This window comes from Salmonella sp. 3C, assembly GCF_025426275.1.
Classification (GTDB): domain Bacteria; phylum Pseudomonadota; class Gammaproteobacteria; order Enterobacterales; family Enterobacteriaceae; genus Salmonella; species Salmonella enterica.
In genome coordinates this window covers 1,179,456-1,199,026 of record NZ_CP104858.1, presented here as the reverse complement: position 1 = coordinate 1,199,026, position 19,571 = coordinate 1,179,456, and the positions used below count along the sequence as shown (strand labels likewise).

At 53.6% G+C, this 19,571-nt stretch carries 24 protein-coding genes; 10 read left to right on the top strand and 14 right to left on the bottom strand.

The window, feature by feature from the left end:
* The first annotated feature begins 53 nt into the window (after positions 1 to 53).
* The 3 genes from arcB (at position 54) to mtgA (ending at position 3,995) form a co-directional block, all read left to right on the top strand.
* On the top strand, positions 54 to 2,390 hold the full coding sequence (arcB, locus tag N7E69_RS05720) for an aerobic respiration two-component sensor histidine kinase ArcB (RefSeq protein ID WP_000809824.1): 2,337 nt from the start codon (positions 54 to 56) through the stop codon (positions 2,388 to 2,390).
* A 226-nt stretch (positions 2,391 to 2,616) separates the two neighbouring features.
* Entirely contained in the window at positions 2,617 to 3,270 is a 654-nt protein-coding gene (gene elbB, locus N7E69_RS05715; RefSeq protein WP_000719811.1) for an isoprenoid biosynthesis glyoxalase ElbB, read from the top strand.
* On the top strand, positions 3,267 to 3,995 hold the full coding sequence (mtgA, locus tag N7E69_RS05710) for a monofunctional biosynthetic peptidoglycan transglycosylase (RefSeq protein ID WP_000044644.1): 729 nt from the start codon (positions 3,267 to 3,269) through the stop codon (positions 3,993 to 3,995). Before elbB ends, mtgA begins: the two co-directional genes overlap by 4 nt.
* Positions 3,996 to 4,069: 74 nt before the next feature.
* Here mtgA and yrbL read toward each other — a convergent pair whose 3' ends face one another.
* The 12 genes from yrbL to N7E69_RS05650 form a co-directional block, all read right to left on the bottom strand.
* Positions 4,070 to 4,702: a PhoP regulatory network protein YrbL gene (yrbL, locus tag N7E69_RS05705; RefSeq protein WP_000602193.1), complete on the bottom strand. Its 633-nt coding sequence runs from the start codon at positions 4,700 to 4,702 to the stop codon at positions 4,070 to 4,072.
* A 249-nt stretch (positions 4,703 to 4,951) separates the two neighbouring features.
* The gene (gene npr, locus N7E69_RS05700) at positions 4,952 to 5,224 is read right to left on the bottom strand and encodes a PTS phosphocarrier protein NPr (RefSeq protein ID WP_000216797.1); all 273 of its coding nucleotides are present in this window, start codon (positions 5,222 to 5,224) and stop codon (positions 4,952 to 4,954) included.
* Positions 5,221 to 6,075 carry an RNase adapter RapZ gene (gene rapZ, locus N7E69_RS05695; RefSeq protein WP_000243749.1) on the bottom strand — a complete coding sequence of 285 codons (855 nt, stop codon included), beginning with the start codon at positions 6,073 to 6,075 and terminating at the stop codon, positions 5,221 to 5,223. The genes npr and rapZ overlap by 4 nt, the downstream gene beginning before the upstream one ends.
* Positions 6,076 to 6,120: 45 nt before the next feature.
* The gene (gene ptsN / locus N7E69_RS05690; RefSeq protein ID WP_000609332.1) at positions 6,121 to 6,612 is read right to left on the bottom strand and encodes a PTS IIA-like nitrogen regulatory protein PtsN; all 492 of its coding nucleotides are present in this window, start codon (positions 6,610 to 6,612) and stop codon (positions 6,121 to 6,123) included.
* Between the two features lie 117 nt (positions 6,613 to 6,729).
* Positions 6,730 to 7,017 (bottom strand): ribosome hibernation promoting factor, encoded by a 288-nt coding sequence (gene hpf / locus N7E69_RS05685; RefSeq protein ID WP_001176589.1) that lies wholly within the window; start codon positions 7,015 to 7,017, stop codon positions 6,730 to 6,732.
* Between the two features lie 22 nt (positions 7,018 to 7,039).
* The gene (rpoN, locus tag N7E69_RS05680) at positions 7,040 to 8,473 is read right to left on the bottom strand and encodes an RNA polymerase factor sigma-54 (RefSeq protein WP_000809020.1); all 1,434 of its coding nucleotides are present in this window, start codon (positions 8,471 to 8,473) and stop codon (positions 7,040 to 7,042) included.
* A 47-nt stretch (positions 8,474 to 8,520) separates the two neighbouring features.
* Positions 8,521 to 9,246 (bottom strand): LPS export ABC transporter ATP-binding protein, encoded by a 726-nt coding sequence (lptB, locus tag N7E69_RS05675; protein WP_000224104.1) that lies wholly within the window; start codon positions 9,244 to 9,246, stop codon positions 8,521 to 8,523.
* Positions 9,247 to 9,252: 6 nt separating this feature from the next.
* Positions 9,253 to 9,807: a lipopolysaccharide ABC transporter substrate-binding protein LptA gene (lptA, locus tag N7E69_RS05670; protein WP_000669770.1), complete on the bottom strand. Its 555-nt coding sequence runs from the start codon at positions 9,805 to 9,807 to the stop codon at positions 9,253 to 9,255.
* Positions 9,776 to 10,351 carry an LPS export ABC transporter periplasmic protein LptC gene (gene lptC / locus N7E69_RS05665; protein WP_000047845.1) on the bottom strand — a complete coding sequence of 192 codons (576 nt, stop codon included), beginning with the start codon at positions 10,349 to 10,351 and terminating at the stop codon, positions 9,776 to 9,778. The genes lptA and lptC overlap by 32 nt, the downstream gene beginning before the upstream one ends.
* Positions 10,348 to 10,914 carry a 3-deoxy-manno-octulosonate-8-phosphatase KdsC gene (gene kdsC / locus N7E69_RS05660; RefSeq protein ID WP_000030029.1) on the bottom strand — a complete coding sequence of 189 codons (567 nt, stop codon included), beginning with the start codon at positions 10,912 to 10,914 and terminating at the stop codon, positions 10,348 to 10,350. Before kdsC ends, lptC begins: the two co-directional genes overlap by 4 nt.
* 20 nt (positions 10,915 to 10,934) lie before the next feature.
* A complete protein-coding gene (gene kdsD / locus N7E69_RS05655; protein WP_000018617.1) occupies positions 10,935 to 11,921 on the bottom strand; it encodes an arabinose-5-phosphate isomerase KdsD in 987 nt (328 codons plus the stop codon).
* Between the two features lie 13 nt (positions 11,922 to 11,934).
* Positions 11,935 to 12,912, bottom strand: a complete 978-nt coding sequence (locus N7E69_RS05650) for a calcium/sodium antiporter (RefSeq protein ID WP_000922742.1) — start codon at positions 12,910 to 12,912, stop codon at positions 11,935 to 11,937.
* 212 nt (positions 12,913 to 13,124) lie between these two features.
* On the opposite strand from N7E69_RS05650, the gene mlaF reads away from it, so the two are divergent.
* The 7 genes from mlaF to murA all read left to right on the top strand — a co-directional run bounded on the left by mlaF (position 13,125) and on the right by murA (position 17,988).
* Positions 13,125 to 13,937, top strand: coding sequence for a phospholipid ABC transporter ATP-binding protein MlaF (gene mlaF, locus N7E69_RS05645; RefSeq protein ID WP_000531566.1), 813 nt, complete (start codon positions 13,125 to 13,127; stop codon positions 13,935 to 13,937).
* A 7-nt stretch (positions 13,938 to 13,944) separates the two neighbouring features.
* Positions 13,945 to 14,727: a lipid asymmetry maintenance ABC transporter permease subunit MlaE gene (gene mlaE / locus N7E69_RS05640; RefSeq protein WP_000925786.1), complete on the top strand. Its 783-nt coding sequence runs from the start codon at positions 13,945 to 13,947 to the stop codon at positions 14,725 to 14,727.
* 4 nt (positions 14,728 to 14,731) lie between these two features.
* On the top strand, positions 14,732 to 15,283 hold the full coding sequence (mlaD, locus tag N7E69_RS05635; protein ID WP_001193591.1) for an outer membrane lipid asymmetry maintenance protein MlaD: 552 nt from the start codon (positions 14,732 to 14,734) through the stop codon (positions 15,281 to 15,283).
* 18 nt (positions 15,284 to 15,301) lie between these two features.
* Positions 15,302 to 15,937, top strand: a complete 636-nt coding sequence (gene mlaC, locus N7E69_RS05630; protein ID WP_000476475.1) for a phospholipid-binding protein MlaC — start codon at positions 15,302 to 15,304, stop codon at positions 15,935 to 15,937.
* The gene (mlaB, locus tag N7E69_RS05625; RefSeq protein ID WP_000188844.1) at positions 15,937 to 16,233 is read left to right on the top strand and encodes a lipid asymmetry maintenance protein MlaB; all 297 of its coding nucleotides are present in this window, start codon (positions 15,937 to 15,939) and stop codon (positions 16,231 to 16,233) included. Before mlaC ends, mlaB begins: the two co-directional genes overlap by 1 nt.
* A gap of 187 nt (positions 16,234 to 16,420) precedes the next feature.
* Complete coding sequence (gene ibaG, locus N7E69_RS05620) at positions 16,421 to 16,675, top strand: BolA family iron metabolism protein IbaG (protein ID WP_001518349.1); 255 nt, start codon at positions 16,421 to 16,423, stop codon at positions 16,673 to 16,675.
* Positions 16,676 to 16,728: 53 nt separating this feature from the next.
* A complete protein-coding gene (murA, locus tag N7E69_RS05615) occupies positions 16,729 to 17,988 on the top strand; it encodes a UDP-N-acetylglucosamine 1-carboxyvinyltransferase (RefSeq protein ID WP_000357287.1) in 1,260 nt (419 codons plus the stop codon).
* Positions 17,989 to 18,046: 58 nt separating this feature from the next.
* On the opposite strand, the gene sfsB is transcribed toward murA, so the two are convergent.
* Both sfsB and ispB read right to left on the bottom strand, forming a co-directional pair.
* Positions 18,047 to 18,334 carry a DNA-binding transcriptional regulator SfsB gene (gene sfsB, locus N7E69_RS05610; protein WP_000444167.1) on the bottom strand — a complete coding sequence of 96 codons (288 nt, stop codon included), beginning with the start codon at positions 18,332 to 18,334 and terminating at the stop codon, positions 18,047 to 18,049.
* A 231-nt stretch (positions 18,335 to 18,565) separates the two neighbouring features.
* Positions 18,566 to 19,537, bottom strand: coding sequence for an octaprenyl diphosphate synthase (ispB, locus tag N7E69_RS05605; protein WP_001047354.1), 972 nt, complete (start codon positions 19,535 to 19,537; stop codon positions 18,566 to 18,568).
* Positions 19,538 to 19,571: the final 34 nt, after the last annotated feature.

Below are 19,571 nucleotides of genomic sequence, written 5' to 3'. Positions count from 1 at the left end.
CGCGGTTCCCATAATTGGGTATTATGTGCGAAGTTGTGGTGAAGGAATCCTCTATGAAGCAAATTCGTATGCTGGCGCAATACTATGTCGACCTGATGATGAAATTGGGTCTGGTGCGCTTTTCCATGCTCCTGGCGTTGGCATTGGTGGTGCTGGCGATTGTCGTGCAGATGGCGGTGACCATGGTGCTGCATGGTCAGGTTGAAAGTATCGACGTTATTCGTTCCATCTTTTTTGGCCTGTTAATTACGCCCTGGGCGGTCTATTTCTTATCCGTTGTTGTTGAACAACTGGAAGAGTCAAGGCAGCGACTGTCGCGTCTGGTGCAAAAGCTGGAGGAGATGCGCGAGCGCGATCTCAAGCTTAACGTACAGTTGAAGGACAATATTGCCCAGCTTAATCAGGAAATTGCCGATCGCGAAAAAGCGGAAGCGGAGCTGCAAGAGACATTTGAACAGCTAAAAGTAGAAATTAAAGAGCGTGAAGAAGCGCAAATCCAGCTAGAACAGCAATCCTCTTTTCTGCGCTCCTTTCTGGACGCCTCGCCGGATTTGGTTTTTTATCGTAATGAGGATAAAGAATTTTCCGGCTGTAACCGCGCAATGGAATTGCTAACCGGCAAGAGCGAAAAACAGCTGGTGCATTTGAAGCCGGAAGATGTGTACTCTCCCGAAGCGGCGGAGAAAGTCATTGAAACCGATGAAAAAGTATTCCGCCATAACGTCTCCCTGACCTACGAACAGTGGCTGGATTACCCGGACGGACGAAAGGCCTGCTTTGAAATTCGTAAAGTGCCTTATTACGACCGTGTCGGTAAACGTCATGGCCTGATGGGATTTGGTCGTGATATTACCGAACGTAAGCGTTATCAGGACGCGCTGGAACGCGCCAGCCGCGACAAGACCACATTTATCTCTACCATCAGTCATGAGCTGCGCACCCCGCTTAACGGCATCGTCGGTTTAAGCCGCATCCTGCTGGATACCGATCTTACCGCCGAACAGGAAAAATACCTTAAGACAATCCATGTCTCCGCCGTGACGTTAGGCAATATTTTCAATGATATCATTGATATGGATAAGATGGAGCGGCGTAAGGTTCAGCTTGATAACCAACCGGTTGATTTCACCAGCTTTATGGCCGATCTGGAAAACCTTTCCGGTTTGCAGGCGCAGCAAAAAGGGCTACGTTTTGTGCTTGAGCCGACGCTGCCGCTGCCGCACAAAGTCATTACCGACGGAACGCGTCTGCGCCAGATTTTATGGAATTTGATCAGCAATGCGGTGAAATTTACTCAGCAGGGCCAGGTGACGGTGCGGGCGCGCTATGATGAAGGCGACATGCTGCACTTTGAAGTGGAAGATTCCGGGATCGGCATTTCGCAGGATGAGCAGGATAAAATTTTCGCCATGTATTATCAGGTGAAAGACAGTCATGGCGGTAAACCGGCGACGGGTACCGGTATCGGGCTGGCGGTCTCCCGTCGGCTGGCGAAAAATATGGGCGGCGATATTACCGTTTCCAGTCTGCCGGGCAAAGGATCGACCTTTACGCTAACGGTTCATGCGCCAGCGGTGGCGGAAGAGGTGGAGGACGCCTTTGATGAAGACGACATGCCGCTGCCGGCGCTGCATGTTCTGCTGGTCGAAGATATTGAACTGAACGTGATCGTAGCGCGTTCGGTACTGGAAAAACTGGGTAACAGCGTGGATGTCGCGATGACCGGCAAGGCGGCGCTGGAGATGTTCGCGCCGGGCGAATATGACCTGGTCTTACTGGATATTCAACTACCGGATATGACGGGGCTGGATATTGCCAGAGAACTGACCCGTCGCCACACGCGGGAAGATTTACCGCCGCTGGTAGCGCTTACGGCTAACGTTCTGAAAGATAAAAAAGAGTATCTGGACGCTGGTATGGACGATGTGCTGAGTAAGCCGCTGTCGGTGCCGGCCTTAACCGCGATGATTAAAAAATTCTGGGATGCCACCGATAAAGAGGAGAGTACCGTGACGCCTGAAGAGAGCGATAAAGCGCAAGCGCTGCTGGATATCCCGATGCTGGAACAATACATTGAGTTGGTTGGGCCTAAATTGATCACCGACGGTCTCGCGGTGTTTGAAAAAATGATGCCTGGCTATTTAAGCGTGCTGGAGTCCAATCTGACGGCGCGTGACAAAAAAGGCGTCGTTGAGGAAGGGCATAAGATTAAAGGCGCCGCCGGTTCGGTAGGGCTGCGTCATCTGCAACAGCTTGGCCAGCAAATCCAGTCGCCGGATCTTCCCGCCTGGGAAGATAATGTCGCGGAATGGATTGAAGAGATGAAACAGGAGTGGCAGCACGATGTCGCGGTGCTGAAAGCCTGGGTGGCAAACGCGGAAAAAAAATGACCCCGGTTTGACCGGGGTGCGCGAATACTGCGCCAACACCAGGGAAATCGTGGCTGCGCCGTGCTTATTATGATGATGTCAAAGGCGCAGTCCTGTTTTCAGGCCGCACGCAGTTAAGATAGCAAATCCTAAATGATTTGTTACATGAATCATTTAAATGTGTGAAGCGTAGCATTTTAATCAAAATTATTAATGGGCTTGAGTCGGTTGCAGGAGGATGCTCACCATGAAAAAAATTGGCGTAGTGCTCAGCGGATGCGGCGTCTATGACGGCGCCGAAATTCATGAGGCCGTTCTGACGCTGTTGGCCATTGCCCGCAGCGGCGCGCAGGCTGTCTGCTTCGCGCCGGATAAACCACAAGCGGATGTTATTAATCACCTGACCGGCGAAGCGATGGCGGAAACGCGTAACGTCCTGATTGAGGCGGCGCGTATTACGCGGGGCGATATTCGTCCCCTGTCCCAGGCTCAGCCAGAGGAGCTGGATGCGCTCATTGTGCCTGGTGGTTTCGGCGCGGCGAAGAACCTGAGTAATTTCGCCAGCCAGGGGAGCGAATGCCGGGTGGATAGCGATGTCGTCGCGCTGGCGAAGGCCATGCACCAGTCCGGCAAGCCGCTGGGATTCATCTGTATCGCGCCCGCAATGTTGCCGAAAATCTTTGACTTCCCGCTACGTCTGACAATAGGGACGGATATTGATACCGCTGAAGTACTTGAAGAGATGGGCGCCGAACACGTACCTTGCCCGGTTGATGATATCGTTGTGGACGAGGATAACAAGGTCGTGACCACCCCTGCCTATATGCTGGCGCAGGATATCGCCCAGGCGGCAAGCGGCATTGATAAATTAGTGTCGCGCGTGCTGGTTCTGGCGGAATGAGCAAACGACGCATCGCGCCGTTAACGTTTTTGCGCCGTCTACTTTTACGTATCCTTGCTGCGCTCGCCGTCTTTTGGGGCGGCGGCATTGCGCTGTTTAGCGTGGTTCCGGTGCCTTTTTCGGCGGTGATGGCGGAACGGCAGATTAGCGCCTGGCTCGGCGGAGAGTTCGGTTATGTGGCGCATTCTGACTGGGTCAGTATGGCGGATATCTCGCCGTGGATGGGGCTGGCGGTAATTGCGGCGGAAGACCAGAAGTTCCCTGAGCACTGGGGCTTTGATGTTCCGGCGATTGAAAAAGCGCTGGCGCATAATGAGCGGAATGAGAGCCGTATTCGCGGCGCCTCTACGCTTTCGCAGCAAACGGCGAAAAATCTCTTTTTATGGGATGGACGCAGTTGGCTGCGCAAAGGTCTGGAGGCCGGGCTAACGCTGGGCATTGAAACTGTCTGGAGCAAAAAGCGCATTCTCACGGTTTCTCTGAATATCGCGGAGTTTGGCGATGGTATTTTTGGCGTGGAGGCTGCGGCACAACGGTATTTTCATAAACCTGCCAGTCGCTTGAGTGTGTCTGAAGCCGCGTTGCTGGCGGCGGTATTGCCAAATCCGTTACGCTATAAGGCGAATGCGCCGTCTGGCTATGTGCGTAGCCGGCAGGCGTGGATTATGCGCCAGATGCGACAACTGGGCGGGGAATCTTTTATGACGCGCAACCAGCTTAATTAATTTTGCCGATTGGCGGCGCGAACGCCTTATCCGGCCTGCGATCTGTGTCGTCCAGGCCTGATAAGCACAGGCCATTAAGCTTCGTGAGAAGTAAGCGCCAGCCGTTTCTTGTCTTTTGGCTGCTCGTCCCTCTCCAGGGCAACGGCCAGCGCAGGCTGGGCGATAAACCGCTGCCACACTCTCTCCAGTTTGCGTTCACAGCACCATGTTGACCAGGTCGCCAGCGGGATAAAGGTACTTTCCCCCAGATTGTCGCAAACCACCGGAACCACTTCTGACTCGCTGATACGCTGGCACAGGATATTTTGCGGCTTCAGCGACATCGTCACAATATGGTTATCCAGCAGGTAACGTTTCAGTTTTTTCAGTAGCCGCCGCAGGACAGCGACATCCTCTTCATAACGACATTGCGCGGCGAACTCGGTCAGGGTAATAGAGGGCGCGCCGTTGAAATCGGTAATCATGTCGTAGACATAGCCGGTGCCGCAATCGGTTTCTACCGTGCCGTAATAACGGGGGATAGCGCTCCAGTCCGTCAGGTAGCGGGACAGATGCGCATAGTAGCTCAGTTCACGCCGAATCTCTTTATCACCGCCGTGGTCACGGTTGTAAATAACTTTTATGCAACGCCGGGCATTATCCGGATGCGTATAGCATTTACGATGTCGACCAGCGCCCAGCGGAGTCTGTTCGGATAAAAGGATCATGGCAAGTCCTGGAAAAATTTATTCACATAAATTTAGTATGGACAAAGAACTTAAACAAAACCTAAACGAAATTTTTTAAGGTTTTCTTAATGTTTTTATGCATAGGTAAAGCGCACGAAATGTACAAATCTTACGAAAGGGTGGGGCTGCGGGACAAGTGGCAGGCAGGCGTAACACGCCCGGTTTTGGGGTGACTGTCATCAAATACCGGGACGGCGTTGGGGGAAAATAGGGTATAGAGGGGGAGGTTTAGTCTTCGTCAAAGCCGGAATTGAACAGCGCGATAACCGCCGCCAGCGCTTCAACTTCTTGCGGGCCGGTGGCTTCAATTTCGATCTGACGCCCTTTGGCGGAGTCGAGCATTAACAGAGCGATGACGCTGTTTGCTTCCGCTTCGGTGCCTTCGTCATTGCGTAATAGCACCTCGGCGTCAAACCCCTGCATCAGTTCGAAAAGCTTCATGGCAGGCCGGGCATGCATGCCCAGCTTATTGGTGACTTCAACAGTTTGCTTTACGGTCATGTTTTGCGTTTTTCCAGCGTGCGATGGCGAGACTGGACATTTTTACCGCGCGAGCGGAAGTAGTCTGCCAGCTGTTCTGCAATATACACCGAACGGTGTTTCCCGCCGGTACAACCGATAGCGACGGTAAGGTAGCTGCGGTTGTTGGTCTCCAGCATCGGTAACCATAGCTCAAGATAGCTGCGAGTCTGATAGATAAAATTGTGAACTTCTGTGTGTCGGTCAAGAAACGCGGCTACCGGCTTATCAAGCCCGGTCATGGGGCGCAGTTTTGGATCCCAGTGCGGGTTGGGCAGAAAGCGGACATCAAACACATAGTCCGCATCAATCGGGATACCATGTTTAAAGCCGAAGGACTCAAATACCATCGTCAGTTCGCGCTCGCGTTTGCCCAACAGCCGGGTACGCAGCATCTCCGCCAGCTCATGGACGGACATTTCTGAAGTGTCGACGATCAGATCCGCACGTGAGCGTAACGGCTCCAGCAAGTCACTCTCTTTATCGATCGCACTCTCTAAAGAAAGATTTTTGCTGGAAAGCGGATGCAAACGGCGCGTGTCGCTGTAGCGGCGAATCAAGGTATTGCGGTCGGCATCAAGAAACAGCAATTGCGGCGAGAAAGCGCCAGGCAGATTATTCATCGCCTGTTCAAAAATCTCAGGTGATTCAGGCATATTGCGCACATCAATGCTGACGGCGGCGGAAATCTGGCGATCGGCCAGCGTTCGCGCCAGATCGGGCAACAGCACGACGGGGAGGTTATCCACGCAGTAAAATCCCATATCTTCCAGCGCGCGCAGAGCGACAGATTTACCTGATCCGGAACGCCCGCTGACGATCATCAGTACCATGTACCGTTTCTCCTCACAACGACAGAAAGAAATGCCATTGAGTTGTTATGCCTCATTCTGCTCACCTTCGGTGTCAGTAATGATTTGATACAGCTCTTCATCATTCAGCGCCGCGCGCAGGCGGCGGCAGATCGTTTTATCCGCCAGACGTTTCGCCACCAGCGACAGCGTGTGCAGATGCGTTTTAGTTTGATCGGCGGGCACCAGCAGGGCGAAGAGGAGATCGACCGGCTGGTTATCGATGGCGTCGAACGCGATCGGCGTTTCGAGCTGAACGAACACGCCGACGGCGCGTAAGGTATCTTCTTCCAGTTTCCCGTGCGGGATGGCGATACCATTACCAATACCGGTACTGCCCATTTTTTCGCGTGTCAGAATGGCTTCAAACACGACCTGAGGAGGTAAACTGAGCTGTTTTGCCGCCAGTTCGCTGATGATTTCCAGCGCGCGTTTCTTACTCTGACAATGAACGCCGCTACGCGTACACTCCTGGTTAAGTACACTGCTCAGTTGTAGAGTCGTATCGTTATTTATCATAATTTCACCTAAGAACCTGTCCTGTCAGGTTGATGGCCAGGTTCGGAGCGCTAACTGTACAAATGGCCCGTTGTGTCACACAACAGGCCGTCCTGCACTGGCTAACTGCCCGGACAATTAGTGTTGTTTCAGTTTATCTTTATGCCTGGTTAACTGCCTTGCCAGTTTATCAATCAAGCCGTCAATGGCGGCATACATATCCTGGCCTTCCGCGCTGGCGTGAATTTCGCCGCCGTTAACGTGTAGCGTCGCATCCGAGATATGCGTGACCTTCTCCACTTTCAACACCACGTATACCTGATTAATCCGCTCAAAATACTGTTCAAGTTTGGCGAATTTTGTCGTCACAAATTCACGCAGGGCTTCAGTAATTTCGACATTATGTCCGGTGATATTGAGCTGCATAGTGTCTTCCTTATCGGTTGGGTCAAACCAGCTGTTTGCGTTGGTTTGACGGCGGAATGGATAAAGACTCTCGGTACTTCGCAACAGTGCGGCGCGCCACCATGATACCTTGTTCTGACAGCAGAGAGGTTAACTTGCTGTCGCTCAGCGGTTTCGCGGGGTTTTCCGCCGCAATTAACTTCTTCACCAGCGCGCGAATCGCGGTGGAAGAGGCTTCGCCTCCGCCTTCGGTATTGACGTGGCTGGAAAAGAAATATTTGAGTTCAAAAATACCGCGCGGGCTGTGCAAATACTTCTGCGTGGTCACGCGGGATATAGTGGATTCGTGCATCTCGACGGCCTGGGCGATATCCGCCAGTACCATCGGTTTCATATATTCTTCGCCCTGTTCAAAAAAGGCTTGCTGTTGCTCGACGATGCAGCGACTGACGCGCAGCAGCGTGTCGTTGCGGCTTTCAAGGCTTTTTATCAGCCATTTCGCATCCTGTAAATTACTGCGGATGAACTGGCTGTCGGCATCGTTGCGCGCGCTATTGCACATGGCGGCATAGTGCTGGTTAATCTGTAAACGGGGAATACTGTCGCTATTAAGCTCCACCGTCCAGCGACCGTTATGCTTGCGTACCAGCACATCCGGGATAACGTACTCCGGCTCGCCGGTCTGGATCGATTGACCGGGTCTGGGATCGAGCGACTGAATCAGGTTTACCGCCTCTTTCAGCACCTCTTCTTTTAGTCGGGTAACGCGCATCAACGTGCGGAAATCGTGGTTGGCCAGCAGATCAAGATGATCGCAGATAATGAGCCGCGCCTCTTCCAGCCACGGCGTGGATTTGTCGAATTGTGAAAGCTGGATCAGCAGACAGTCGCGAAGATCTTTTGCCGCGACGCCTACCGGATCAAAACGCTGAATACGCTTCAGGACGGCTTCGACCTCATCGAGATCCACCTCTACATCGCCCATGCTTTCGCGAATTTCGTCCAGGGATACGGTGAGATAGCCGGTATCATCTACCGCATCGACAATGGATGTCGCAATAGCGCGATCGGTGTCCGAGAAGGGCGTTAGCTCAACCTGCCACATCAGATAATCCTGCAACGACTGCGTCGTTTCACCCTGATAGACGGGCAGCTCATCGTCGATATAATCGCCGCTGGGGCCGGACGGCGTCCCGGCGGTGTAAATTTCATCCCAACTGGCGTCAAGCGGCAGCTCTTCCGGCATCTCTTTTTGTTCGAGCGCGTCGGCGGTATCGAGAGGATCGTTATCCTGAGGTTGCTGAGTGTCGATTTCGTCATGAAGATCGGTTTGCTCAAGCAGCGGGTTATTTTCCAGCGCTTGCTGGAGTTCCTGCTGAAGTTCCAGCGTAGACAACTGCAACAGACGGATGGCCTGTTGTAGCTGAGGCGTCATTGCCAGTTGTTGGCTAAGCCTGAGTTGCAAACCTTGCTTCATATTCAGAGTCGTTTTCTCCCGCTAGAGCAGCATAGCCCTCTACCCTATCAGAGTCTGAAGTCTTCCCCAAGATATACACGCTTAACGTGTTCGTCTTGCAGGATTTCTGTCGGCGTACCGTGGGCAATAAGGTGGCCCTGGCTCACGATATAGGCGCGTTCACAGACTGCCAGCGTCTCACGGACGTTATGGTCGGTGATCAGCACGCCGAGCCCGCTATCGCGCAGATGCTCGATAATGCGTTTGATGTCGATAACGGAAATCGGGTCAACGCCGGCAAAGGGTTCATCCAGCAGGATAAATTTGGGATTAGCGGCCAACGCGCGGGCTATTTCTACACGACGGCGTTCACCACCGGACAGCGCCTGTCCCATGCTGTCGCGCAGATGCTCGATATGAAACTCTTCCATCAGCTCGTTGGCGCGGTCTTCTCGCTGTTCTGCGGTCAAATCGTCACGAATTTGCAGTACCGCCATCAGGTTATCAAATACGCTGAGACGGCGGAAAATAGAAGCTTCCTGCGGTAAATAGCCGATACCGCGGCGCGCGCGCGCGTGCAGCGGCAGCAGACTGATATCTTCATCATCGATGATGATATTGCCTGCGTCACGCGGCACGATACCGACGACCATATAAAAGGTGGTGGTTTTACCCGCGCCGTTTGGACCGAGCAGCCCGACAATCTCCCCGGAGTTAACGGTCAGACTGACATCTTCCACTACGCGACGGCCTTTATAGGCCTTCGCCAGATTCTTTGCAGTTAATGTTGCCATAACGAATTAGTTACTCTTCTTTTGCGCCGGAGTCTGGCCTTTGTTTTTGTCTTGCAACTGCGACGGCACCAGAACGGTGGTGACGCGTTTGCCTTTCTCGCTGAAGGCCTGCATTTTCTGCTCTTTCACCAGGTAGGTGATTTTGTCGCCGGTAATGTTGCTGTCAAGCTGCTCCAGATAAGCGTTGCCGGTCAGCACCACAAAATCTTTCGCCAGCTCGTAATGCATATGGGAAGCGTGGCCTTTCACCGGCTTACCGTTGTCCTGCATCTGGTAGAAGGTGGCCGGATTGCCGTAACCGTCGATCACCTCTTTCCCCTGTTCGCCGCCAGGGCGGGTAACCACGACTTTATCGGCGTTGATCTTAATCGTGCCCTGGGTCATCACCACGTTGCCCGTAAAGGTCACGACGTTGCCTTGCATATCCAGCGACTGTTGATCCGAGTCAATATGAATAGGCTGTTCGGTATCGCCCGTGACGGCGAAAGCCGGAATGCTGGCGGCCAGCAGCGAGCCGGCAAGCATAAGATTAAGGCTGAGTTTGTTTGTTTTGAATTTCATAAGAGGTTCTAACCTTTTCAATCAGCTCGGCGTTCTTGCTGCGTAAGTTACCGCGCATTTTCAGTCCGCTGGAGTTAAATGTTGTGCCGTATAACGTCACCAGATCGTTCGAGGTAACATCCTGCGTCACCAGATTAATCTGCGCGTTATCGGTGGTAATTCTGCGTAATTGAGCGTCAGGCACCAGGGCGTTGACTTCAACATGACCATACAGATAGAGCATCCGATCGTTAGTCAATTTGGCTTTATCGGCCTTGATCGACCATGTCGGCACCTTATCCTTATCAAAGGTGGTTAATACCGGTTGCGTAAACCATGAGACCGCCTGATCGGAAAAATATTCAACGTGCTGCGCGATCAGACGATAGCTCAACGCGCCTTCCGGACTGTACACGACGGTATCCGTATGCTCGCTTTTATACGTGGGATCGTTGCTGTTGACCATCACGGCAGCAGGATCGTCTTTATCCGCCAGATTGATACCAATTAGTACCAGAATGGCCAGCGACAGTAGAATGATAACCCAACGTCTGGTTTTACTCATATCGATTGCCCTTTGGCCTCATCCAGCTTGCCCTGCGCCAGCAGCAACAAGTCGCACACCTCACGTACCGCGCCGCGCCCGCCGGCAATGTGCGTCACATAGTCAGCGCGGGGGATCAGCAGCGGATGCGCATCCGCAACGGCAACGCTTAACCCCACTTTTTCCATCACTGGCCAGTCAATCAGATCATCGCCGACATAGGCAACATTTTCCGGCGCAATGGCCAGTTTTTCCAGCAGATCGCTAAAGGCGATCAGCTTATTCGACTGTCCCTGATAAAGATGGACAATCCCCAGCGTGGCGCAGCGATCTTCTACAAGTTTAGCCTTTCGTCCGGTAATAATGGCAACCTCGATATTGGAGGTCAAAGCACAGCGAATACCATAGCCGTCACGAACGTTGAAAGCCTTCAGCTCTTCGCCGTTATTGCCCATATAAATCAGGCCGTCAGACAATACGCCATCCACGTCCAGGATGAGCAGGCGGATATTCTCCGCTTTGGTCATGACATGGGTGCTGACGGGGCCATAACAGGTCGCAAGCGACGCACCTGCTTTACTCATCGTTAATTATCCTTGAGTTTCTACACGACGCCTGCACGCAGGAGATCATGCATATGTAACACACCGAGTAACTGGTCGCCATCAGCAACCAGTACGGAGGTGATATGGCGGGACTGCATTAAATTCAGCGCATCGACGGCGAGAATACCGGGACGCACGCGAATGCCCCCTGGCGTCATCACCTCGGCGATCCCCAACTGGCGCATATCGCCGCCCATATCGAACACGCGACGTAAATCGCCGTCGGTGAAGATACCGTCGATCTTCATGGATTCATCGCAAATGACGGTCATACCGAGATTTTTACGCGTAATTTCTAACAGCGCATCACGCAGGGTGGCATGTTTATTAACATGCGGGATCTCATCGCCAGTATGCATAATATCGCTTACGCGCAGCAGTAGCTTACGTCCCAGCGCGCCGCCAGGATGCGACAGAGCGAAATCCTCGGCGGTAAAGCCGCGCGCTTTTAACAACGCCACAGCGAGCGCGTCGCCCATCACCAGCGTTGCGGTGGTACTACTGGTAGGCGCCAGTCCTAACGGACACGCTTCTTTGGGCACTTTAACACACAGATGCACATCTGCCGCACGCGCCATGCTGCTTTCCGGTCGCCCGGTAATGCAAATTAACGGCACGTGCAGACGTTTAAGTACCGGTATTAGCGCCGCGATCTCGCTGGATTCGCCGGAGTTGGAGATAGCGATAACCACATCCTGCGGCGTAACCATCCCCAAATCGCCGTGCGCGGCTTCGCCTGGATGTACAAAAAAGGAAGAGGTGCCGGTACTGGCGAACGTGGCGGCCATTTTCCGTCCGATATGACCGGATTTTCCCATCCCCATGACCACCACTTTTCCGGTGCAGTTGAACATTTTTTCACAGGCCAGCGTGAAATGCTGGTTGATATATTGATCAAGCTCCGCCAGGCCTTCACGTTCAATTTCCAGGACCTCTTTGCCTGCCTGCTGAAAGTCAAACCCCGGTTGCAACGCTAAATGCGACATAATCCGTTTCCAGTTATCCAACAAGAAGTGGCGATAGCCAATAGAGCATCGCCAGCCATACGATAAACCCGCCGGTCAGCAGTATACCTGCGCCCCGACCAATCTGACGCGGATGCCGCCAGCAAAGTAAAGCGAAAACCACGCTAACCAGCAACATAACGCTATAATCACGCCCAAATGCCAGCGGGTTGATCTCCCCCGGCGCGATCAGCGCAGGCAGTCCCAGCACGATGGCGAGATTAAAAATATTGGCGCCAATGAGATTACCAACGGCAATATCATTTTCGCCTTTTCGCACGCCGGCAATCGCCGTCGCCAGTTCTGGCAGACTGGTGCCGACGGCGATGACTGTCAGACCGAGCGTTAATTCACTCATGGCGAAATAGTTCGCCAGCACCGTAGCGTTATCGATTACCATGCGCGTCGCCATCGGCATGATGACCAGCGCAATGCCCAGCCATAAGAACGCGACGGGGAGCCCGCCTTCGCGCGGCAGCTCCGCCAGTTGTTCGCGGGTGAGGCTGTCATTCCCCTGGCGTTCGGCCAGACGCGCGATTTTAACAATGAATAACAGCCATAGCACAGCCAGAAGCAGGAGAAAGATACCATCACTGCGGCTTAACTGTCCGTCATGCAGTACGGAACCGGCTACCACGCTAACAAATAACATTAATGGCAATTCGCGACGTAAAACATCGGAATGCACGGTAAATGGACGAACCAGCGCCGCCAGCCCTAAGATCAGCAAAATATTGGTGATGTTAGAACCGAGCGCCGCGCCGACGGCCAAATCGAGCTGACCGTGTAGCGATGCGGCGACCGACACAATAATTTCCGGCAGCGAGGTGCCGATACTCACGACCGTCATCCCGATGATCAGCGGGGGAATACCGAATGTACGGCATAAAATAGAGGCCGCAAACACCAGACGATCGGCGCCGTAGGCCACCAGAAGCAAACCAATTATGAGTAGCGCCATCGCTAAAAGCATCTAAAGTCCTTTCTTCAGGTATACTCGCCGGTCCCCTGGAAGGGATATCTGGAAGCCGTAACGAAGTCCTAATTTTGACTTTATGCGGCTAAAAAGTAAAACGAATGCCAGCTTTCGCTAACCCTGTCAGTTAATATTCTGTAATTATGTCGAACCCATGGTTAAATTCAGCGCCATGGTTACCTCAACAAGGCAATACGAAGGATGAATCAATGGGTCAGTCTGCGGCCAATTTAGTCGATATGCGCGACGTCAGCTTTTCCCGTGGCGAACGCTGCATTTTCGATAATATTTCCCTGACGGTGCCGCGCGGGAAGATCACGGCGATCATGGGGCCGTCGGGCATCGGTAAAACCACGCTGTTGCGCCTGATTGGCGGACAGATCCCGCCGGATAAGGGCGAGATCTTATTTGATGGCGAGAATGTGCCGGCCATGTCCCGTTCGCGGCTCTACACCGTCCGCAAACGTATGAGTATGCTGTTTCAGTCGGGAGCGCTGTTTACCGACATGAACGTGTTTGACAATGTGGCCTATCCGCTACGGGAGCACACCAATTTACCCGCGCCGCTGCTAAAAAGCGTCGTGATGATGAAACTGGAAGCTGTCGGGCTGCGCGGCGCGGCAAAACTGATGCCTTCCGAGCTCTCCGGTGGGATGGCGCGCCGCGCCGCGTTGGCGCGCGCCATCGCTCTGGAACCGGATCTCATCATGTTCGATGAGCCGTTTGTCGGCCAGGACCCGATTACCATGGGCGTTCTGGTGAAGCTGATTTCAGAATTGAACAGCGCGCTGGGCGTGACCTGCGTGGTGGTCTCGCATGATGTGCCAGAGGTGCTCAGTATTGCTGATCACGCCTGGATCATGGCGGACAAAAAAATCGTCGCTCACGGTAGCGCTCAGGCGTTGCAGGAGAATACGGACCCGCGCGTGCGTCAGTTCCTTGACGGCATTGCCGACGGGCCGGTTCCGTTCCGCTATCCGGCGGGCGACTATCACCTTGATTTACTCGAAACAGGGAGTTAAGCCACTCATGCTGTTAAATGCGCTGGCAGCACTCGGACACAGCGGGATCAAAACCGTCAGGACGTTCGGGCGCGCCGGGTTAATGTTATTCAATGCGATTATCGGTAAGCCGGAGTTTCGCAAACATGCGCCGCTGCTGGTGCGCCAGCTTTATAATGTGGGCGTCTTGTCGATGCTTATCATTATTGTCTCCGGCGTATTCATCGGTATGGTGCTGGGGCTGCAAGGCTATCTGGTTCTGACCACTTACAGCGCGGAGACCAGTCTTGGCATGTTAGTGGCGCTTTCGCTGCTGCGCGAGCTGGGGCCGGTGGTCGCGGCGTTGCTGTTTGCCGGGCGGGCCGGGTCGGCGTTGACGGCGGAAATCGGCCTGATGCGGGCGACGGAGCAGCTCTCCAGTATGGAGATGATGGCGGTCGATCCATTGCGCCGGGTGATTTCGCCGCGCTTTTGGGCGGGCGTGATTTCGTTGCCGCTACTGACCATTATCTTTGTGGCGGTCGGTATCTGGGGCGGCTCGCTGGTCGGCGTAAGCTGGAAAGGAATCGACGCCGGGTTCTTCTGGTCCGCGATGCAGAATGCCGTCGACTGGCGTATGGACCTGGTGAACTGTCTGATAAAGAGCGTGGTGTTCGCCATTACGGTAACATGGATTGCGTTATTCAACGGTTATGACGCAATACCAACTTCTGCCGGGATTAGCCGGGCAACGACGCGTACCGTGGTTCACGCATCGTTGGCCGTTCTGGGGCTGGATTTTGTGCTGACCGCACTGATGTTTGGGAATTGAGTTCATGCAAACGAAAAAAAATGAAATTTGGGTAGGCGTTTTTTTGCTGGTAGCGTTGCTGGCGGCGCTGTTTGTTTGCCTGAAGGCGGCAAATGTGACCTCTATGCGCACGGAGCCGACCTATAAGGTTTATGCGACCTTCGATAACATCGGCGGTCTGAAAGTGCGTTCCCCGGTACGCATCGGCGGGGTGGTTGTCGGGCGGGTTGAAGATATCTCGCTTGATCCGAAAACATACCTGCCGCGCGTAACGCTCGACATCGAAGAGCGTTATAACCATATTCCCGATACCAGCTCGTTGAGTATTCGTACTTCCGGGCTGCTGGGGGAGCAATATCTGGCATTAAACGTCGGTTTTGAAGATCCTGAGCTGGGAACGTCTATCCTCAAAGATGGGAGTACGATTCAGGACACCAAGTCTGCAATGGTGCTGGAAGATATGATTGGCCAGTTCCTTTATAACAGCAAAGGCGACGACAATAAGAATTCTGGCGATGCGCCAGCCGCAACGGAAGGCCATACTGAAGCCACAACGCCCGCGGGCGAAACGAAATAATCTCAGGAGAATTGAGGCATGTTTAAACGACTGATGATGGTGGCCCTGCTGGTCATTGCGCCATTAAGCGCAGCAACGGCAGCGGATCAGAGCAATCCTTATAAACTGATGAACGAGGCGGCGCAGAAAACGTTTGATCGCCTGAAAAACGAACAGCCGAAAATTCGTGCCAATCCGGATTACCTGCGAGACGTTGTTGATCAGGAACTTCTGCCGTACGTGCAGGTAAAATATGCCGGCGCGCTGGTGTTGGGCCGCTACTACAAAGAGGCGACCCCGGCGCAGCGTGAAGCCTATTTTGCCGCGTTTCGCGAATACCTGAAACAGGCATACGGTCAGGCGCTGGCGATGTACCACGGTCAGACTTACCAGATAGCGCCTGAGCAACCGCTGGGCGATGCGACCATTGTGCCTATCCGTGTAACGATTATCGATCCCAACGGTCGTCCGCCGGTACGCCTGGATTTCCAGTGGCGCAAAAACACTCAGACCGGCAACTGGCAGGCGTATGACATGATTGCGGAAGGCGTCAGCATGATCACCACCAAGCAAAATGAGTGGAGCGATCTGCTGCGTACTAAAGGCATCGACGGCCTGACCGCACAACTGAAATCTATCTCTCAACAGAAAATTACTTTGGACGAGAAACAGTAATGACGCCGCAACTCACCTGGACGCGTGAGGCGGACACTCTGGTGCTGGCGGGAGAGCTGGATCAGGACGTGTTGGCGCCGCTATGGGACGCGCGCGTAGAAGCGATGACTGGCGTTACCCGTATCGACCTGAGCCAGATCTCCAGGGTGGATACGGGGGGACTGGCGCTGCTGGCGCACCTTGTGAACCAGGCAAAAAAGCAGGGCAATGCCGTGTCGCTGTCTGGCGTTAACGACAAGGTTTACGCGCTGGCGCAATTATATAACTTGCCCGAAGACGTACTTCCCCGTATGTAATGAATGCCGGATGGTTTATCCGGCCTACACTTCGCATGATCCCCGTAGGCCGGATAAGTTGCGTTAGCAGCACCATCCGGCACTTTTACCGCGCTGATTTATCAGCGTAATCTTTTGCTTATTTAAGACGGCGCGACTTTGCTCTAAGATGTTGGGCTGTTTTCACTATTTGACGAATAAAGAACCCATGGAAAATCATGAAATTCAGAGTGTGCTGATGAATGCCCTCTCCCTCCAGGAAGTCCACGTCTCCGGCGATGGCAGTCACTTTCAGGTTATTGCCGTGGGCGAGATGTTTGACGGCATGAGCCGGGTCAAGAAACAGCAAACGGTCTATGGGCCGCTAATGGAGTACATTGCGGACAACCGTATCCATGCCGTATCGATCAAAGCATATACCCCGGCGGAATGGGCGCGCGATCGTAAACTTAACGGATTTTAAGCTACGGGTAACCTGCCGGTAGCGGAGATGAATGCTTAACTGAGAATACAATAATGGATAAATTTCGTGTACAGGGGCCAACGACGCTCCAGGGCGAAGTCACAATTTCCGGCGCCAAAAACGCCGCGCTGCCGATCCTGTTCGCCGCTCTGCTGGCAGAAGAACCGGTAGAGATCCAAAACGTTCCAAAACTGAAAGACGTGGATACGTCGATGAAGCTCCTGAGCCAATTAGGCGCGAAAGTGGAACGCAATGGATCGGTACACATTGACGCCAGCCAGGTGAACGTGTTCTGCGCGCCTTATGATCTGGTTAAGACCATGCGCGCCTCGATATGGGCGCTGGGGCCGCTAGTTGCCCGTTTTGGTCAGGGACAAGTCTCTCTGCCGGGGGGCTGTACTATCGGCGCGCGTCCGGTTGATTTGCATATTACCGGTCTGGAACAACTGGGTGCGACCATCAAGCTGGAAGAGGGCTACGTAAAGGCCTCCGTCGAAGGACGTCTTAAAGGGGCGCATATCGTGATGGATAAGGTCAGCGTCGGCGCGACCGTCACCATTATGTGCGCCGCCACGCTGGCGGAAGGGACGACCATCATTGAAAACGCCGCGCGCGAGCCGGAAATTGTCGACACCGCTAACTTCCTGGTTACGCTGGGGGCGAAGATCGCCGGGCAGGGCACCGATCGTATTACGATCGAGGGCGTAGAGCGTCTGGGCGGCGGCGTTTATCGTGTGCTGCCGGATCGTATCGAAACGGGGACTTTCCTGGTGGCGGCAGCGATCTCTCGCGGCAAAATCCTCTGCCGTAACGCGCAACCGGACACTCTGGACGCAGTACTGGCGAAACTGCGCGATGCTGGCGCGGATATCGAAGTGGGCGAGGACTGGATTAGTCTGGACATGCACGGCAAACGACCGAAGGCGGTCAATGTCCGTACCGCGCCGCACCCGGCATTCCCGACCGATATGCAGGCGCAGTTCACGTTGCTGAACCTGGTGGCGGAAGGGACGGGCTTTATCACTGAAACTGTCTTTGAAAACCGTTTTATGCACGTGCCTGAACTCAGCCGCATGGGCGCGCGTGCGGAAATTGAAAGCAATACCGTCATATGCCATGGCATAGAAACGCTCTCTGGCGCCCAGGTTATGGCGACAGATCTGCGGGCATCTGCGAGCCTGGTGCTGGCGGGCTGTATTGCGGAAGGCACGACGATTGTGGATCGCATTTATCACATCGATCGCGGTTATGAGCGCATCGAAGACAAACTGCGCGCGCTAGGCGCGAATATTGAACGCGTGAAAGGCGAATAACCTTCTGTACGCTGAATAACCCCCGCGAACGCGATTGCGGGGGGTATTTTACAGGCGCTTACTCTACATTCTGTTTGTCTTTATTACGCGCTCTCATAAGCCGCGTTCTGTCGATAAACTCATGCGTGCGCGGATCGTGATAACGCGATGGCCAAATAACCCAGGGTTCCGTTCCCAATGCTTTCGCGATAATCAACTCTCCTTTCGGCCACGGGCGCGTTAATGCATTGGCCAGCGTGGATGAACTCAATCCATTCCGACGTGACTCAGCGGCCATTGAAGTCCCTTTTTTACGTAGTCCGGCAATGATATCGGCCGGATGCCAGTCAATAAGCTTGCTTTCCATACATCCATCACTCCTTAGGTTAATCACTTACGGTTTTAACAACCCGACGACGTTCGATACTATAACGCTTCGTGAAGGAATGTTCTAAAAAGTTCATGTAAGTGGCGGCAATATTCAGAATATGCCAGGGGAAGTCCTGGATGAGTATGTGAAAAACAGGCGATAGGGTATCTGGAGTTTATTAGAACTTAATGGGATATCCCGCGCAGTACGCGGGATAAGAGAACGGCATTAACGATCGCGCTGCACCGCGATGTGTGCGAGACCGATTAGCGCCTCACGCCATGGGGTATCCGGCAATATCTGCAACGCGGATATCGCTTTGTCGGCTTCTTCTTCCGCTCGCTGACGCGTCCATTCCAGCGAACCGCAGGTGGTCATCGCTTCCAGAACCGGTTCCAGAAGATGACGGCCATTGCCTTGTTCAATAGCGGTACGGATCATCGCTGACTGTTCTGGCGTACCGTGGCGCATGGCGTGAAGCAACGGTAAGGTAGGTTTGCCCTCATTGAGGTCATCACCCACATTTTTACCGAGATGCTCGCCGTCGGCACTGTAATCCAGCAGATCGTCAATGAGCTGGAAAGCCGTACCAAGGTAGCGGCCATAGTCCTGCAACCCTTTCTCTTGCTCAGGCGTACAACCGGCAAGAATACCGGAGCACTGGGCGGCGGCTTCGAACAGACGGGCCGTTTTACTGTAAATCACCCGCATGTAATTTTCTTCGGTAATGTCCGGGTCATTCACGTTCATCAATTGCAGCACTTCACCTTCTGCAATCACGTTGACCGCTTCCGACATCACTTCCAGCACTTTTAACGAGCCGAGGCTGGTCATCATCTGGAAGGCGCGGGTATAGATAAAGTCGCCGACCAACACGCTGGCGGCATTACCGAAAGCGGCATTTGCCGTCGCTTTGCCGCGACGCATATCAGATTCATCCACCACATCATCATGTAGCAGCGTCGCCGTGTGGATAAACTCGATCAGAGCGGCGATAGTCACGTGCGCGTTACCCTGATAACCCACCGCGCGTGCGGCAAGAACGGCAATCATCGGACGAATGCGTTTTCCGCCGCCGCTAATAATGTAATATCCTAGCTGATTAATCAGTTGAACGTCGGAATTAAGCTGTTCAAGGATTGTCGCATTGACACCCGCCATATCTTGCGCGGTTAACTCGTTGATTTTTTCTAAATTCATCGCAAAAGCCGGGCTTATCGCCCCGATTATCCCA